Origin of the sequence: Acinetobacter sp. YH12131, from assembly GCF_013418635.1 — a bacterium.
GTDB classification, from domain to species: domain Bacteria; phylum Pseudomonadota; class Gammaproteobacteria; order Pseudomonadales; family Moraxellaceae; genus Acinetobacter; species Acinetobacter towneri.
In genome coordinates this window covers 103,380-119,546 of record NZ_VPBQ01000007.1, presented here as the reverse complement: position 1 = coordinate 119,546, position 16,167 = coordinate 103,380, and the positions used below count along the sequence as shown (strand labels likewise).

The window sequence follows — 16,167 nt, the reverse complement described above, 5'->3', positions numbered from 1 at the left end:
GACCGTTGGAACAATCCCAAAAATACAAGTTTAAAGTCTATAGCAGGATGAATTTTTAAAAATGTTGCTTATTTATGCAAACAATACAGACGAATGCAAAAAATGATTGACCCTATTTTTGCATCATGTATTATACACCGCATGCGGGAATAGCTCAGTTGGTAGAGCACAACCTTGCCAAGGTTGGGGTCGCGAGTTCGAGTCTCGTTTCCCGCTCCAGAATACGTAAAGCCCCTATCGAAAGATAGGGGCTTTTTTTGTTGATCTCAATTTATTAAAAATACCCTCTCACCTCTTCCCATACACCGTAGCAATCAAATGTTCAACCACTTGCGGCTCAGCCAAGGTAGAAGTGTCTCCCAAACTATCCAATTCATTTGCAGCGATTTTTCGTAAAATACGGCGCATAATTTTACCTGAACGAGTTTTAGGTAATGCAGGTGCCCAATGCAAAGCATCTGGTGTTGCCACTGGCCCTAAAATTTTACGCACCCAATGCACCAGCTCATCACGCAACTGTTCTGACTCTGCTATTCCTGCTTGTAAGGTCACAAAGGTACAAATTCCCTGCCCCTTAATATCATGTGGCATTCCCACCACTGCTGCCTCAGCCACAGCTTCATGCGCTACTAGGGCACTTTCAATTTCCGCAGTACCTAAACGGTGCCCCGAAATATTCAAGACATCATCCACACGCCCTGTAATCCAGTAATAGCCATCTTCATCACGGCGTGCACCATCTCCTGTAAAATACGCACCCGGATAGGTCGAAAAATACGCTTCAATAAAACGTGCAGGGTCGCCCCAAATACCGCGCATTTGCCCTGGCCATGAATCTTTCATAATTAAATTGCCTTCGGTCGCGCCTTCCAGTTCATTACCTTCGGCATCGACAATAGCAGGTTGCACGCCAAATAATGGGCGGGTTGCCGAACCAGGTTTCAGTGGCGTTGCACCAGGCAATGCTGAAATTAATATGCCCCCTGTTTCGGTTTGCCACCATGTATCTACAATTGGGCAACGTCCTTCGCCTACCACGTTGTAATACCAGTTCCACGCTTCGGGATTAATCGGCTCACCGACTGAACCGAGTAAACGCAAGCTGCTGCGGTCACTTTCACGTACAAAACGATCTCCCTCCCGCATCATGGCGCGAATGGCAGTCGGTGCAGTATATAAAATGGTGATGTTGTGTTTATCGACAATATGCCCTGTGCGCGCCCAACTTGGATAGTTCGGTACACCTTCAAACATCACGGTAGATGTGCCATTCGACAACGGACCATATAAGACATAGGAATGCCCTGTAATCCAGCCTACATCTGCGGTACACCAAAATACATCATCCTGTTTCAGGTCAAAGACTTCTCGAAACGTGCTGTTCACATAGGTCAAATAACCGCCTGTGGTATGCAAAACACCTTTGGGTTTTCCAGTCGAACCCGAAGTATATAAAATGAATAATGGGTCTTCGGCATTCATCGGCTCGGGTGGGCAGATGTCATTGACCGACATAATTTCCATGTGATACCACACGTCGCGTTCAGGTAACATCTCAATAGGATTTCCTGTACGGTGCACCACAATCACATTTTGCACACAGTCGGTACCTGCTACTTTTAGAGCAGCATCAACATTGGCTTTTAAATAAATTGGCTTGCCACCACGCATGGCCGAGTCTGCAGTGACAATTAACTTGGCCTGACAGTCTTCAATTCGGCTAGCCAAAGCATCGGGAGAAAAACCACCAAAAACCACACAATGCACTGCACCAATTCGTGCACAGGCCAGCATGGCAATCGCAGCTTCGGAAACCATCGGCATGTACAGCACCACCCGATCCCCTTTTTGCACCCCGTTCTTTTTCAGTACGTTGGCAAAACGGCAGGTTTCATCATGCAAAGAAGCAAAAGAAACCACTTTATGTCGAGAAGGATGATCTCCTTCCCAAATAATTGCAGGTTTATGCGGATGTTCTTTTAAATGACGGTCTAAGCAATTGGCACTGACATTCAGTTGCCCATCGGCAAACCATTCAATTTTAAAATGCTCGGGGTCAAAGTTGGTATTTTTGACTTGAGTAAAAGGTTTAATCCAATCTAAGCGTTGGGCTTGCTCTGCCCAATAAGTATCAGGGTCATCTATAGATTGTTGATAGCGTTGAAAATATTCTGCCTCAGTGGTGCGGGCAGTCTTTTTAAATTCATCTGGAACAGGATATACGTCTTTCATCTGCTACTTCCTTGATGTTCTTGCATCTCTCACGAGATGTATGCCACGTTATTGATTATTATTTCTGCACATTTACAGTATGAACTTTCTTTTTTATGGCTCACCATTCGGCTTTAGTCGCATAAATTTTATACAAACAAGAGCATGCCAAATCGTTGATCGAATGCCATGTCCTTGCATTCATACTTTTCAGGTTTACATTCCACTGTACTGCGCATTGCATTATTTTTAAAGAAAATATCGTCCAATAATCGCGAGTATTAACATTTTTTTACGCAGCCAATCATTCATACCTACGACCCTGTCTTACAGATAAAACCACATACAACTCGCAGTTTAAATGCTACAAAATAGTACGCTCATCACTTCTATCCAAGTTGTCTAAAATACTCGCAAGTAAGCATCGCTGCATTAACCAAATTGAGTTTTTCAGGCAAAATAGTCGCTTCATTTTGAATTCGGAATTATCGTGGCAGAATCCAAACCCTCACTCAGTGAAGTTTCTGAAAATACCAGTCAACTGTTGCATGAGGCCACTGAAAAAACTACGCAAACCGTGATCAATCATACAGCGAAGTACAATGACGCCTATTCAACCATCGACAAAATTATGGAAGGATTTTGGGAGCGTGTGCCGTATTTAATGATTGCAGCCGTGGTGCTGATTCTGTTTTGGCTGCTTGCCCGTGTGTTTAAATGGTTTGTCCGCAAGACCCTAAACAATCGTTCCTATACCCGACAAAATCTGGTTTTGGTGCTGAATCGGGTCGGTAGTTCCGCAATTATTTTCTTTGGTTTTCTGATTGCGATGGTGATTGCAATTCCGGGTTTTACCCCAAGCCAACTGATGAGTGCTTTGGGTCTAGGCTCTGTTGCAATTGGTTTTGCTTTTAAAGATATTTTCCAGAATTTATTATCGGGCGTGCTGATTTTGATTGGTGAGCCATTTAAAATTGGTGATGACATTATCGTAAATAATATGGAAGGTACGGTAGAAGATATTCAGATTCGTGCCACCTTCCTGCGCTCTCCCGATGGACGTCGCATCGTGATTCCAAATGCTACGGTGTATACCAGTGCCGTGACGGTCAATACGGCTTATACCCGTCGTCGTTGCGAGTTTGTGGTCGGTATTGGTTATGAAGATGACGTACAAAAAGCCAAAGATATTATTTTGGCCATTTTAGACCGTGACATAAAAATCTTGAGCCAACCTGCATTTAGCGTCAATGTCACTGCCTTGGCCGATTTTTCGATTAATTTAAATGTGCGTTGGTGGGTAAATACGACGGAAACCACCACTTCAGCATCCATCAGTGAAGTGCAAGAACGGGTAATTGCCGCTTTTGCCGAACATCACATTTCGATTCCTTATCCTGTGCAGGAAGTGAAAGTTTATCGTGGTGATGCAGCAGTCAATGAAGATGATTCAGCCCGCGCTAAACAAACGCCCTAAAACATAAGCAATCACAGTTTCGGTACGAATAATACGGTTGCCCAAATGTCGCGCTTGGCAGCCGTTTTTTTCGAGTAAATCAATTTCGTAGGGAATAAATCCACCTTCTGGGCCAATCACAATACTGCATGGATGTTGAATGGCATGTGGCATAACTTGATCGGTATAAGGATGCGCCACATAAGCAGGACAATCGGCAGAAATCAAACTGGGTAAAACATCTTCCACAAAGGGTTTAAAGCGTTTATAAAGTTGGATCTCTGGTGCAATGGTATCGCCTGCTTGCTCCAAACCCAACGTCACATATTGATCCAACTGCTGCAAAAATGGCGTTTGCCAATAGCTTTTATCAACCCGATAGCTGTGCAGTAAAATAATTTTTTCCACACCTAGCGTCACGCTATCCATAATTAAACGACGTAATACTTTAGGGCGTGGTAAAGCCACAATCAGGGTCACAGGCAGTTTTTTCGGTACAGCTTCTTCATACAGGGCTTTGACTTGAATCCGCTGCTCACTAACGTCCACCACTTCGGTCAAATAACGCTTGCCACCGCGAATCCCGACTTTCAAGGTGTCACCGACTTGTACACCGACATGCGTGTGTAAATGCTGCACTTGGCGCTGGGCGCTAATAGACCACACTTCATTTGTGGTCTGCCGAGGGTCAAGCAAAACGATATTCATATTTAAAGATACTGATTAATCACGTGAATATGCTCAGTCAAAGAGCCACGATTTTTATACATAATCACTTGAGCATTTTGATTCAGCTGAGCACGCAACGCAGGTTCAAACAACAATTGCGTTAACATATTTACAGCTTGTTCAGCATCTTCGACCACATACACGGCTTCTGCTGCAACAAACTCATCCACAATACTTTGAAAGTTAAAATAATTTTTGCCCAATACCGTGGCGACATTTAAGGCCAAAGGCTCTAAAATATTATGCCCACCGCCAGGTTCATTCAGCGAACCACCAACATAACAGGCCTGACTTAAGGCGTACCACAACCACATTTCACCCATGCTATCGGCTAAATACACTTGTGTTTCGGGTTGAATCGCTTCAGCCAAACTACGGCGCTGCATATTGAGTTGCAGTTTTTTCACCTGCACAGCCACTTCATCAAAACGCTCTGGATGGCGCGGCACAACAATACATAACAGTTCAGGATGCTGTGCGAAATAAGGTTTCAAAGCAGTCAATAATTGCTGTTCTTCAGGCGCATGGGTACTGGCAAGGGTGATAATTTTGCGATGTGCCAATTGCCATGTCTGTTGCAACTGCGCGGCTTGCTCTACAAAATCTTCTGGCGCAGTAATATCAAATTTAATATTACCCACCACGTTTGTACGCTCGGCAGGCATCCCCAATGCGATAAAACGCTGCTGTGTGGCAGAGTCTTGCGCCAAAAGTTGCTGCAAATTTTGCAACATGCCGCGAGTTAATCCTTTAACTTTGGCATAACCTTTGGCCGATTTTTCCGAAAGCCGCGCATTAATCAACAAACACGGGACTTGAAAATGCTGCGCCTGATCAATCAAATTAGGCCACAATTCTGTTTCGACCAGTGCCAATAATTTAGGCTGATATTTCTGATAAAACTCACGAATTAAATGCACCTGATCGGCAGGTAAATACACGGCTTGAAATAAATCTAAATACGGTGCTTTTAAAAATAATGATTTGGCGCGTGCCTGCCCCGTTTTGGTGGTATTGGTGACTAAAACGGGATGTCCCACTTTTAAATAATGTTCAATTAAAGGTTGTGCGGCATTAGTTTCCCCCACCGACACCACATGAAACCAAATGGCATGTAAATTTTTAGCAGGCTGAAATGGGCCAAAACGCTCAAGCAGTTCTTGTTGTAATTGCTCAGGATATTCGGCACGTTTACGAATACGTGACTGATAAATCGGTTTTAACAGCGCCAAGGCTGCGTTATACCAAAATGGAGTAGCCAAAAGATGCGCCCCAAAGAAAGATTATCGGCAAAATATAACAGAGCCACACGCGCATGTTAATTGCATGTGGCGCTATACTGGCTTTTATTCTACAGCGTGTTGTGTTTCCGCCAAAGTTGGATAATCGATATAGCCTTCTGCAACGGCTGTACCAATCATGTTTTCCAGCTTGAGTTCGTTTAAAGGTACATCTGCCAATAAACGCTCATACAAGTCTGGATTGGCAATATACGCCTTACCAAATGACACCGCATCGGCCTTGCCCGAAGCCAATAATTCCACGGCATCAGCACGACTTAAACGCATGTTCGCGATATATGGCACACCGCCTGAACGTACTTTCATTTCTTGGGAAATGCTGTCTTCGGCTAAATATTCGCGGGTAAAGAAAAAGGCGATTTTACGCTGCCCCAATTGCTGCATGACATAGCCAAAGGTTTCACGTGGATCATCATCTCCCATGTCGTGCTCATCGCCACGTGGTGCTAAATGCACACCGACTCGACCTGCGCCCCAGACTTCAATTAAGGCGTCCATCACTTCTAACAAGAAACGCACACGATTTTCAACCGAACCACCGTATTCATCGTCACGTTGGTTGGTTTTGCTTTGCAGGAATTGATCAATCAAATAACCATTGGCTGCATGCAACTCTACCCCATCAAATCCTGCTTCTTTGGCACGGATGGCGGCTTGTTTATATTGCTCGGTAATGGTGTGGATTTCTGCAATTTCTAAGGCACGTGGCAACACATATTCACGTTTAGGACGCAACAAACTGACATAACCTGCTTGTTGTACCGCACTTGCCGATACTGGTGTTGCACCATTGAGTAAATCTGGATGTGAAACACGACCTACATGCCACAGTTGCGCCACAATCAAACCACCTTTGGCATGCACGGCATCGGTAACGAGTTTCCAACCCTGCACTTGAGCATCGGTAAACAATCCTGGGGTATTTAAATAACCATTGGCTTCTTCAGAAATTACCGTTGCTTCTGAAAGAATCAAACCTGCACTGGCACGCTGTGCATAATATTCTGCCATCATTGGCGTTGGAACACGGTCATCGCTGGCGCGGCTACGGGTTAAAGGTGCCATCACCACACGGTTTTTTAGATGCAGATCACCCAAAACTAAAGGAGAGTCTAATTCAGCCATTTTTGCCTCTAATCTCACAGTTAAAGTGAGTGTTTTAAATATTCGACATATTGCTGAATGAGTGCTTCATTACGAGAAAAATACGACCATTGTCCATATTTTTCTGCACGAATAAGACCTGCCTGTTGCAGTACCGACAAATGATTTGACATGGTCGATTGCGACACGTTGCCCAAACGCTCAATGTGTCCTGCACATACGCCACGCTTAAAGTCGCCACACTCATCTACCGACAAAAATTGTTCTGGTGCTTTTAACCATTCTAAAATTTGCCGACGGGTAGGATTGGCTAAGGCTTTAAAGATTAAATCGACATCCATCATTCAGACACATATTCGTAAATATAAGCCCAATTCAGCAGCTGCTTTTAATATATCGTATTTTTTCGATATTAATATCGTTTTTTTACGATTTATATAATTTTTTAAGCAACTTCACTGAATTGGGCAGGCTCATTAGGATCTTACAGACCGTAACTTATAGACCCTGCTTTAAACTGGCTTCAATAAACTTGTCTAAATCACCATCTAAAACCGCACCTGTATTTGAAGTTTCCACGCCTGTACGCAAGTCTTTAATACGTGAATCATCCAATACATAAGAGCGAATTTGGCTGCCCCAACCAATATCAGACTTCGAGTCTTCTAAAGCTTGAGCCGCCTCATTACGTTTACTCATTTCCAGTTCATACAACTTAGCACGTAACTGTTTCCACGCATGGTCACGGTTGGCGTGTTGCGAACGCTGGTTCTGACATGCCACCACAATACCTGTAGGTGCGTGGGTTAAACGTACCGCAGAGTCAGTTTTGTTAATGTGCTGACCACCCGCACCTGAAGCACGGTAAGTATCGGTACGAACATCGGCAGGGTTAATATCAATTTCAATGTTGTCATCAACTTCTGGCGAAACAAACACCGCAGAGAATGACGTATGACGACGGTTACCTGAGTCAAATGGCGATTTACGCACTAAACGATGCACGCCCGATTCGGTACGCAACCAACCATACGCATATTCACCTTCAACGCGAATAGTCGCAGATTTAATCCCTGCTACATCACCATCCGACTCTTCCATCAATTCTGCTTTAAAGCCGTGACGTTCAATCCAACGCATATACATACGCAACAGCATCGATGCCCAGTCTTGTGCTTCTGTACCACCCGAACCTGCCTGAATTTCGACATAGCATGGGTTTGGATCCATTGGATTGCTGAACATACGGCGGAATTCTAATTTCGCCAGTTCTTCTTCTGCAGAAGTCAATTCAGACTGCACATCCACCAATAAATCTTCATCATCGGCTTCAACGGCTAAATCCAGCATGGCTTGGGCATCTTCTAACTGGGTCGCCAAACCTTCTAGAACATGAATCACGTTTTCAAGCTCGCCCTTTTCTTTGGCCATGGCTTGCGCACGACTTTGATCATTCCAGATTGCAGGATCTTCTAACTCGCGGAGAACCTCTTCTAAACGCTCTTTTTTCAGATCGTAGTCAAAGATACCCCCGTAGTGTTTGACCACGTTCGTTCAAGTCTTTTAATTGGTTTAGATAAGGATTAATTTCCACGTAAATTCTCTCAATTAACAATGAAGCTTATTAACTGATAATTGTAGCACAGACATGTTCTGGCATTTCTATCCTGCTGTAAATTCCAGCATAACTTTTCAGCTTTTATAAGTTGAATGCTAAATGTGGTTAAAAATAAAGATCGCTTTAAACTTTTAAAGTGAAAGCCTGATGATATCCAACCTAAAATAGCATGCACGATTAACACGGATATTTATCTTAATGGCCGATCTATCGCCCTGATTTTTTGCCTGACACATTCAGCTGAAAACATGCTTAAAAAGTGGTGTATGGTAATTGCTTCAACCCGCCAAAATAAAACAAAGATGAAACAAGTTTGACGATTTAATGATCAACTTTAGTAAAATTCACAAAATACACATAGTTTTAATAAAACAAAACATTTAATTATTTCATTTTTATTTCAATCACTTAAACTCAAAATATTACACAAATTTACGCTTGTAACAAAGCGGCAACTTTCCTGTGATTGACGCTGATTTTTTTTCGCCTAGACTAAAAGTTGTAACAAAAAGTTTAACTGTTAACCAGATTTCAGAGGGGTACTTTCCATGAAAAAATTAGCAATCGCATCAGCCCTACTTTCAGCTTTGGCTATCACTGGTACTGCGAACGCATACCAAGCTGAAATTGGTGCATCAGCAGGACTGATTGATCCAGACAACGGCAGTTCAAGCGGTTCATTCGGTGTAGATGGTACTTATTACTTTAACCCTGTACAAACCCGTAATGCACCTTTGGCAGAAGCAGCGTTCCTTGATCGTGCTAGCAACGTAAATGCCAAATACCAATATGACGAAGTCGGTAATGATGAACGTCATCGTTACGGCGTAGGTGCTGAAGTTTACATTCCTAACTCAGATTTCTATGTGAGTGGTAATGTTGGTCGCGACGATATGAAATTTGACCGCGGTGGCGATTTTGATGAGACTGTTTATGGCGCTGAAGTCGGTTATTTACCCGCACCAGGTTTATTAATTGCTGCAGGTCTAAAAGGCTACGACAACGATTATGACGACGGTGTCGATCCTACGCTTCGCGCTAAATATGTCACTTCTCTAAGCAATGGTAAAGATATCAACTTAGAAGCAGGCGCAGGTTTTGGTGATTTAGACGAATATAATCTTGCGGCAGATTACTTCATCGATAAAACCTTAAGTCTAGGTGTAGACTACTACAGTAAAGATCGTGACTACGGTGATACTAACGAATTTGGTATTAATGCACGTAAATTCTTTACCCCGCAAATCAGCCTCGAAGGCCGTGTTGGCTTTGGTGAAGTTGGCAACAATGACTATAACCGCTTTGGTGTCGCTGCAAAATATCGCTTCTAAGTTTAGCCTAATTACATACTCAAACAGCACTCTTCTTCGGAAGGGTGCTTTTTTTATGCCCTAAAATAAAGCAGTTAGGTAGAAATTGTGCATTGCAGACTCAACTGCTGATGATTCTGAAACTGTTTTTGGCGTTCGTGCACAAAAATTCTTTACCCCTGCATTTGCTGTAGGTGTGAATTACACAACAACTGATGGTGCTGATTCTTATGGCATCAACGGTACATTCCGCTTCTAATTCCATAAATTAAAAGCAAAAAAAATCCGCTCAAATTTGAGCGGATTTTTTTATTTGGATTACTGCTCCAAATGCACAATCTGCAACTGCAAACTCACATTGCCATTAAACACATTGCGCTCTAACTCATAAACCAAACGCACATCATCCCGCATCGGGTTAAATTCAAATTTATCTTTAGCACCAAACGCAATCGCATCAACCACTTGTCCATTGTCCAATGCCAAACGCAATTTTAAATGAGCGTCCTTCAACCATCTAAAATCAACCACTTTAAACCGTCCCTCAAACACAGGCTGCGGAAACTTTTGTCCCCACGGCGCCAAATGCTGTAATAAATCTACTGTGTGTAAATCAAAAGCTTCTTGCGGCAATTCACCATCTGTCCATAGCACAGCATGAAATAAATCCGCATCCATTTGCGCAATGATCTGTTCAAAGACCTGTTTAAATTCTGCAAAGTGCACCTTTTTTATGGTCAAACCTGCCGCAGCCGCATGCCCACCAAAATGACTAACCAAGTGTGGATATTGTTCTGCAACCAATTCTATAGTGTCACGTATGTGAATCCCCTCAATTGAACGAGCAGAGCCTTTAATATGCTCACCATCTTCATCGGCAGCAAATACAATCGCAGGGCGATGAAACTGTTCTTTTAAGCGTCCTGCGACAATTCCAATCACACCTTGGTGCCAATGTTCTTCAAACAGGATCAAGGCATGCGGTAAATCACTTTGATCTAACTGCAGCTTTTCCAATTCTGCCAGCGCATCCTGTTTAATTTGCCCTTCAACCTGACGACGTTCCTGATTCAAAGCATTTAACTGACGCGCCAAAGCATAGGCACTTTGCATATCCGCTGCCAGTAAACACTCGATTCCAATGTCCATGGTTTCCATGCGCCCTGCGGCATTAATACGTGGTCCCAAGACAAAGCCCAAATCTTGTGCTTTAAGCTGTGCGGGTTCACGTCCTGCCAAATCCAGCAATGCACTAATCCCCGGACGGCATAAATTCTGCTGTATCCGTTTTAAGCCTGCATCCACCAAAATACGGTTGTTATAATCCAGACTGGCTACATCGGCATAGGTGCCCAAAGCCACCAAATCTAAATATTGCGTTAAATTTGCAGCAGATTTGCCCTGTTTTTTACGCTGACTGGATAAGTTCGCCAACACATAAAATGCCACACCCACACCTGCCAAGGCTTTACTTGGGAAATCACAACCCAATTGATTCGGATTCACCACAGCCTCTGCATTTGGAGTAGCTTTCGTGGTAAGGTGGTGATCGGTGATGATGACCTGCATCCCCAAAGCTTGCGCACGTTCCACCCCTGCATGACTGGAAATCCCGTTATCTACGGTAATTAATAAATCAGGCGTATAACGCTCAAAAGCCAAATCGGCAATGGCGGGGGTTAAGCCATAACCATATTTAAAACGGTCAGGTACTAAATACTGCACGTGTGCGCCCATTTCGCGCAATGCCAAAATCATAAGTGTGGTACTGGTCGCGCCATCGGCATCGTAATCGCCCACAATTACAATTTTTTTCTGCTGATCAATCGCCTGATCCATCAGCTGAATTGCTTCTGGTAGACCTTTCATGCTTGGAGCAAGCAAGTGCTTCAGTTTAAGTTCCAGCTCCTGCTCAGACGCAACGCCACGGCGCGCTAAAATTTGGGCAACAAATGTAGAGACGCCCTGAAAGTTTTCAGGGCGTGTAAGTAAAGGTCTTTGCTTTATTAGAATTTTTGACATAATTTCCAGTCATTTAAGGCATCAAGCGTTGTAGTTTCCAGTCACCTTCAATTTTTTCATAAGCTAAGCGGTCATGCAAACGGTTCGGACGGCCTTGCCAAAATTCGTAATAATCAGGCTGCAAGCGGTAGCCACCCCAAAATACGGGTTTTTGCAATTCAGATTGATCACCCACTTGGGCATGCAAGTCTTGGAAACGCGCCTGTAGTTCTTCACGACTGGCAATCACACCACTTTGCGGAGTGCTAATATGCGCAGCGATCTGATTATCACGCGGGCGTTTGTGATAATACGCAGTCGATTCTTGCTCATCAATTTTTTCGACATAGCCACTGACACGAATCTGACGTTCCAGTTCAGGCCAGTAAAATAACAATTCAGCATAAGGATTGGCCGCTAAATCCAACCCTTTTTGACTGTCATAATTGGTATAAAAGTCATAGCCTGCTTCGGTGGCTCCACGCAGCAACACAGTACGCACATGCGGACGACCTTGCGCATTGGCAGTCGCCAATGACATCGCATACGGTTCATGCAGCTTGGCTTCTAAGGCATGGTTAAACCAATTCAAAAACTGAATATGCGGATTGGCACTGACCTGTGCTTCTAGCAATTCACCTTTTTGGTAACTTAAACGCAGCTCACTTAAATCTTTAATTAAATCACTCACGATTTACCCCCCTTTTAGACGGCATGACGACGTACAGCATCTGCTAAATCTTTCGCCATTGCCTTCACTTCAGCCAAATCATCACCTTCCACCATGACACGAATCACAGGTTCAGTGCCCGATTTACGAATCAATAAGCGTCCACGACCTTTCAGCTGTTCCGTAGCACGGTCAAACTCTTCCACCAAGGCAGGAACGGTATACGGATCAAACATATTTGCTAAGCGCACGTTTTCCAGCACATTTGGCAACAGTTTAAAATCTGCCACCAATTCATGTAGGGCTTTATTTTGTTCGACCATCACCGTTAACACTTGCAAGGCAGCAATAATTGCATCACCTGTGGTGCTCTTGTCCAAAGTCAAAATATGCCCCGATGGCTCACCACCAATAACCCAGCCATTTTCTTCCAGACCTTGTAGCACGTAACGGTCACCGACATTGGCACGGAGTAATGGTACTTGGGCTTTTTCTAACGCCAATTCCAGCGCCATATTGCTCATTAACGTCCCAACAATACCTGCAGGTTTTTTCGAGCCTTGTGTAGCAAGAATATATAAAATGTGGTCGCCATCAATTTGCTTGCCTTGACTGTCCACCAAAATCACACGGTCTGCATCACCATCAAATGCAACCCCCAAGTCCGCCTGATGCTCAAGCACTGCTTTTTGCAAACTTTCAGGATGGGTTGAGCCGCAATTTTCGTTGATGTTTAAACCATTCGGTTCATTGTGAATGGCAATCACTTTCGCGCCTAATTCACGAAATACCGCAGGGCCAACATTGTAGGCAGCACCATTGGCGCAATCGACCACAATAGTGAGGTCATTTAAATCTAAATGATATGGAAAGGTCGATTTACAAAACTCGATGTAACGCCCATTGGCATCTTTGACACGAACACTTTTACCCAAGTTGGCCGTATCTTCAATTTTTAATTCTTGCTGCAATTCTTGGTTAATTTCTTCTTGCAAGGCATCTGGCAGCTTTTTCCCTTCGCCCGAGAAGAATTTAATCCCGTTATCAAAATATGGATTATGCGATGCTGAAATCACAATACCTAAACTGGCATGCAAAGCACGGGTTAAGTGTGCAATGGCGGGCGTAGGCAAAGGACCGAGCAAATGCACATAGACACCTGCGGCATTTAAACCCGCCTGTAATGCTGCTTCTAAAATATAGCCTGAAAGACGTGTATCTTTACCCAATACCACAATAGGTTTATTTTTTTTGGTGTGTTTTTTTAAAACTTTACCTGCTGCAAAACCTAGTTTTAATGCAAAATCAGGTGTAATTGGTAACTCTCCAAACTTCCCTCGAATGCCGTCTGTACCAAAATAACTCATATTGTTCTCACTTCTTAGGGGTGATCTTTATCATCACTTTTTTACTGCGAGTTACTTTACACCAAAAATGAAAAAGCCGTCACATTGATGACGGCTTTTATTTGAAAATGCTACTAAATATCAACCAACGCGATAGTTCATATTAACCAACGCGATAGTTCGGCGCTTCTTTAGTAATCGTCACATCATGCACGTGAGATTCCTGCATACCTGCTGCAGTAATTTTCACGAATTTAGCATTTTGGCGTAGATCTTCAATGGTTGAAGAACCTGTATAACCCATAGATGAACGTAAACCACCCATCATCTGATGCACGATGTTGCCCATTGGGCCTTTGTACGGTACACGACCTTCAATACCTTCTGGTACAAGTTTTTCTGCACCTGCTTTCGAGTCTTGGAAATAACGGTCTGCAGAACCTGTTGCACCCGCCATTGCACCCAATGAACCCATACCACGGTATGCTTTGTAGTAACGACCTTGGAAGAATTCAACTTCGCCCGGTGCTTCTTCAGTACCAGCAAGCAATGAACCCACCATAATGGTACTTGCACCTGCACCAATCGCTTTGGCCATATCACCAGAGAAGCGAATACCACCATCGGCAATTAATGGAATCTGTTCTTTCAATGCATTGGCAACAGCGTCAATTGCAGAGATTTGCGGCATACCAATACCTGCCACAATACGTGTGGTACAGATTGAACCCGGGCCAATCCCCACTTTCACTGCATCTGCACCTGCATCTAACAATGCCAAAGCAGCATCGCCAGTTGCAATGTTACCGCCAATCACTTGAACTTGTGGATAGTTGGCTTTTACCCAACGTACACGCTCAATTACACCTGCAGAGTGACCGTGTGCTGTATCAACCACAATCGCATCGACACCTGCTTCAACCAATGCTTCTACACGGCTTGGTGTTTCTGCGCCTGTACCCACTGCAGCACCCACACGTAAACGACCTAAGTCATCTTTACAGCTGTTTGGATACAATTCTGCTTTACGGAAATCAGTGACCGTAATTAAGCCTTTTAATTCCTGCTGGTCATTCACCACCAAGACTTTTTCAATACGATGCTGTTGCAATAAAGCTTGAATGTTTTCTTTAGATTCGTCTTCGCGTACTGTCACTAAACGATCTTGACCTGTCATGATATTGCTGACAGGTTGTTCAAGGTTGGTTTCAAAACGTGTATCACGTCCTGTCACAATACCGACAACTTTGCCATCTTTTACCACAGGTACACCGCTAATATTATTGGCTTGAGTCAGCGCAATCAATTCACGTACTGTAGTTTCTGGCGTTACGGTAATCGGGTCTTTCACCATACCCGCTTCAAATTTTTTCACACGGCGCACTTCGGCTGCTTGCGCAACGATGTCCATGTTTTTATGCAAAATACCAATACCACCGTTTTGCGCCATCGCAATTGCCATACGAGATTCAGTCACCGTATCCATTGCTGCTGAAACCAAAGGAATATTCAGGTCAATGCCGCGCGTAAAACGTGTCTTTAAGGAGACATCTTTTGGGAGAACAGTAGAATAGGCAGGGAGTAATAAGACATCATCGAAGGTTAACGCTTCTTGAACGATGGTCAGCATAACAGTCTCACTGGTAATTTCCGTGAGCCATTATAAACAAATCTGGGCACAAATTTCATTTGTTCTCTAAGAAATATTTTTTATTCTGCCCTTCTGGGGGATGCGACATGAAAAAATCGGTAATTTTCATCTAAAAATTGAAGTTTTCATCCTTAGTTTGCTTTTTAGCCGTGCAGGTTTAAAACTTGCGATGTTTCATTTTTCAGGCAGATAAAGCCGCTTCAATGTGAACCATGATTGGCTATTTATCCAAAATTAGCCGTAAAAAAAAGCAAAGCCGCAGCTTTGCTTTTTCAATCTGGATTGCGATCAACAACTTAAAGCACCATTAAACCACTTGATCGAAGTCATCATCATTCACAGAAATGGCTGGATCGACTTGCACAAATGGAATCATGTTATGCGCACGACGTGCTTTATTGCATTGATCATCGGCAATTTGCACTTCTTTACAAGAGCTGCTGCGTAATTCATAAATCCCGCAGCTCACTTGCTGTCCAACTTCACCTTCTAAAGCGACACAACGCGGCTGACTCTGATTGGTACCACACATGCATGAATAGACTGCTGTTACTGGTTCCGTGTAGTGCTCAGGCATATTCATGCCTTCAGCCCAATAAAATGAAACACGGAAATAAGCGCAACACGCGCCGCAGCTTAAGCAGGCATCTGCTGTAGGTACTTGAGACAACATTCGTTAAGTTCTCGTCATCAAAAAAATCGTTTTTGGGCGAAAATCTTAAAAAAAGTTGTTTTTGCACTCAAGTTTTTTTTACAGTTTTTTCAGCTTT

At 43.5% G+C, this 16,167-nt stretch carries 13 protein-coding genes, 1 tRNA gene and 1 pseudogene; 4 read left to right on the top strand and 11 right to left on the bottom strand.

Translation table 11 applies throughout. The annotated features are described in order from the left end of the window. The first annotated feature begins 143 nt into the window (after window positions 1–143). A tRNA-Gly gene (locus FTU66_RS07370) sits at window positions 144–219 on the top strand. Window positions 220–288: 69 nt separating this feature from the next. Here FTU66_RS07370 and acs read toward each other — a convergent pair. Beyond that, window positions 289–2,232, bottom strand: coding sequence for an acetate--CoA ligase (gene acs / locus FTU66_RS07365; protein WP_180112552.1), 1,944 nt, complete (start codon window positions 2,230–2,232; stop codon window positions 289–291). 469 nt (window positions 2,233–2,701) lie between these two features. Between acs and FTU66_RS07360 the strand changes: the two genes are divergently transcribed. After that, complete coding sequence (locus FTU66_RS07360; protein ID WP_180112551.1) at window positions 2,702–3,688, top strand: mechanosensitive ion channel family protein; 987 nt, start codon at window positions 2,702–2,704, stop codon at window positions 3,686–3,688. Here the strand turns inward: FTU66_RS07360 and FTU66_RS07355 are convergent. From FTU66_RS07355 to prfB, 5 genes are all read right to left on the bottom strand, one after another. Then, complete coding sequence (locus tag FTU66_RS07355) at window positions 3,662–4,375, bottom strand: 16S rRNA (uracil(1498)-N(3))-methyltransferase (protein WP_180112550.1); 714 nt, start codon at window positions 4,373–4,375, stop codon at window positions 3,662–3,664. The genes FTU66_RS07360 and FTU66_RS07355 overlap by 27 nt on opposite strands. A gap of 2 nt (window positions 4,376–4,377) precedes the next feature. Then, a complete protein-coding gene (locus FTU66_RS07350) occupies window positions 4,378–5,658 on the bottom strand; it encodes a 3-deoxy-D-manno-octulosonic acid transferase (RefSeq protein WP_180112549.1) in 1,281 nt (426 codons plus the stop codon). A gap of 84 nt (window positions 5,659–5,742) precedes the next feature. Next, a complete protein-coding gene (locus FTU66_RS07345; protein ID WP_180112548.1) occupies window positions 5,743–6,822 on the bottom strand; it encodes an alkene reductase in 1,080 nt (359 codons plus the stop codon). A gap of 20 nt (window positions 6,823–6,842) precedes the next feature. Then, window positions 6,843–7,142 carry a helix-turn-helix transcriptional regulator gene (locus FTU66_RS07340; RefSeq protein ID WP_019837093.1) on the bottom strand — a complete coding sequence of 100 codons (300 nt, stop codon included), beginning with the start codon at window positions 7,140–7,142 and terminating at the stop codon, window positions 6,843–6,845. Between the two features lie 157 nt (window positions 7,143–7,299). Then, a protein-coding gene (prfB, locus tag FTU66_RS07335; protein WP_104852716.1) for a peptide chain release factor 2 occupies window positions 7,300–8,395 on the bottom strand; the annotation gives its coding sequence in 2 pieces (ribosomal slippage) (window positions 7,300–8,322 and window positions 8,324–8,395; 1,095 coding nt in all). Between the two features lie 572 nt (window positions 8,396–8,967). Between prfB and FTU66_RS07330 the strand changes: the two genes are divergently transcribed. Then, window positions 8,968–9,750 carry a putative porin gene (locus FTU66_RS07330; RefSeq protein ID WP_168381588.1) on the top strand — a complete coding sequence of 261 codons (783 nt, stop codon included), beginning with the start codon at window positions 8,968–8,970 and terminating at the stop codon, window positions 9,748–9,750. 91 nt (window positions 9,751–9,841) lie between these two features. After that, window positions 9,842–9,988, top strand: a pseudogene (locus tag FTU66_RS07325) (putative porin); the annotation flags it as partial. A gap of 59 nt (window positions 9,989–10,047) precedes the next feature. Here the strand turns inward: FTU66_RS07325 and recJ are convergent. From recJ to FTU66_RS07300, 5 genes are all read right to left on the bottom strand, one after another. Further along, window positions 10,048–11,751 carry a single-stranded-DNA-specific exonuclease RecJ gene (recJ, locus tag FTU66_RS07320; RefSeq protein ID WP_180112547.1) on the bottom strand — a complete coding sequence of 568 codons (1,704 nt, stop codon included), beginning with the start codon at window positions 11,749–11,751 and terminating at the stop codon, window positions 10,048–10,050. Window positions 11,752–11,764: 13 nt separating this feature from the next. Continuing rightward, the gene (pdxH, locus tag FTU66_RS07315) at window positions 11,765–12,421 is read right to left on the bottom strand and encodes a pyridoxamine 5'-phosphate oxidase (RefSeq protein ID WP_131261206.1); all 657 of its coding nucleotides are present in this window, start codon (window positions 12,419–12,421) and stop codon (window positions 11,765–11,767) included. A 14-nt stretch (window positions 12,422–12,435) separates the two neighbouring features. Further along, entirely contained in the window at window positions 12,436–13,767 is a 1,332-nt protein-coding gene (gene glmM, locus FTU66_RS07310) for a phosphoglucosamine mutase (RefSeq protein ID WP_104852719.1), read from the bottom strand. Window positions 13,768–13,909: 142 nt separating this feature from the next. Continuing rightward, complete coding sequence (guaB, locus tag FTU66_RS07305) at window positions 13,910–15,376, bottom strand: IMP dehydrogenase (RefSeq protein ID WP_004974257.1); 1,467 nt, start codon at window positions 15,374–15,376, stop codon at window positions 13,910–13,912. Between the two features lie 328 nt (window positions 15,377–15,704). Further along, window positions 15,705–16,070, bottom strand: coding sequence for a YkgJ family cysteine cluster protein (locus FTU66_RS07300; protein ID WP_004974255.1), 366 nt, complete (start codon window positions 16,068–16,070; stop codon window positions 15,705–15,707). Between the last annotated feature and the right edge of the window lie 97 nt (window positions 16,071–16,167).

Coding starts and splice junctions, on each gene's coding strand:
- acs (WP_180112552.1), bottom strand. CDS start 2,232: ATGAAAGACGTATATCCTGTTCCAGATGAATTTAAAAAGACTGCCCGC.
- FTU66_RS07355 (WP_180112550.1), bottom strand. CDS start 4,375: ATGAATATCGTTTTGCTTGACCCTCGGCAGACCACAAATGAAGTGTGG.
- FTU66_RS07345 (WP_180112548.1), bottom strand. CDS start 6,822: ATGGCTGAATTAGACTCTCCTTTAGTTTTGGGTGATCTGCATCTAAAA.
- FTU66_RS07340 (WP_019837093.1), bottom strand. CDS start 7,142: ATGGATGTCGATTTAATCTTTAAAGCCTTAGCCAATCCTACCCGTCGG.
- FTU66_RS07330 (WP_168381588.1), top strand. CDS start 8,968: ATGAAAAAATTAGCAATCGCATCAGCCCTACTTTCAGCTTTGGCTATC.
- recJ (WP_180112547.1), bottom strand. CDS start 11,751: ATGTCAAAAATTCTAATAAAGCAAAGACCTTTACTTACACGCCCTGAA.
- glmM (WP_104852719.1), bottom strand. CDS start 13,767: ATGAGTTATTTTGGTACAGACGGCATTCGAGGGAAGTTTGGAGAGTTA.
- guaB (WP_004974257.1), bottom strand. CDS start 15,376: ATGCTGACCATCGTTCAAGAAGCGTTAACCTTCGATGATGTCTTATTA.
- FTU66_RS07300 (WP_004974255.1), bottom strand. CDS start 16,070: ATGTTGTCTCAAGTACCTACAGCAGATGCCTGCTTAAGCTGCGGCGCG.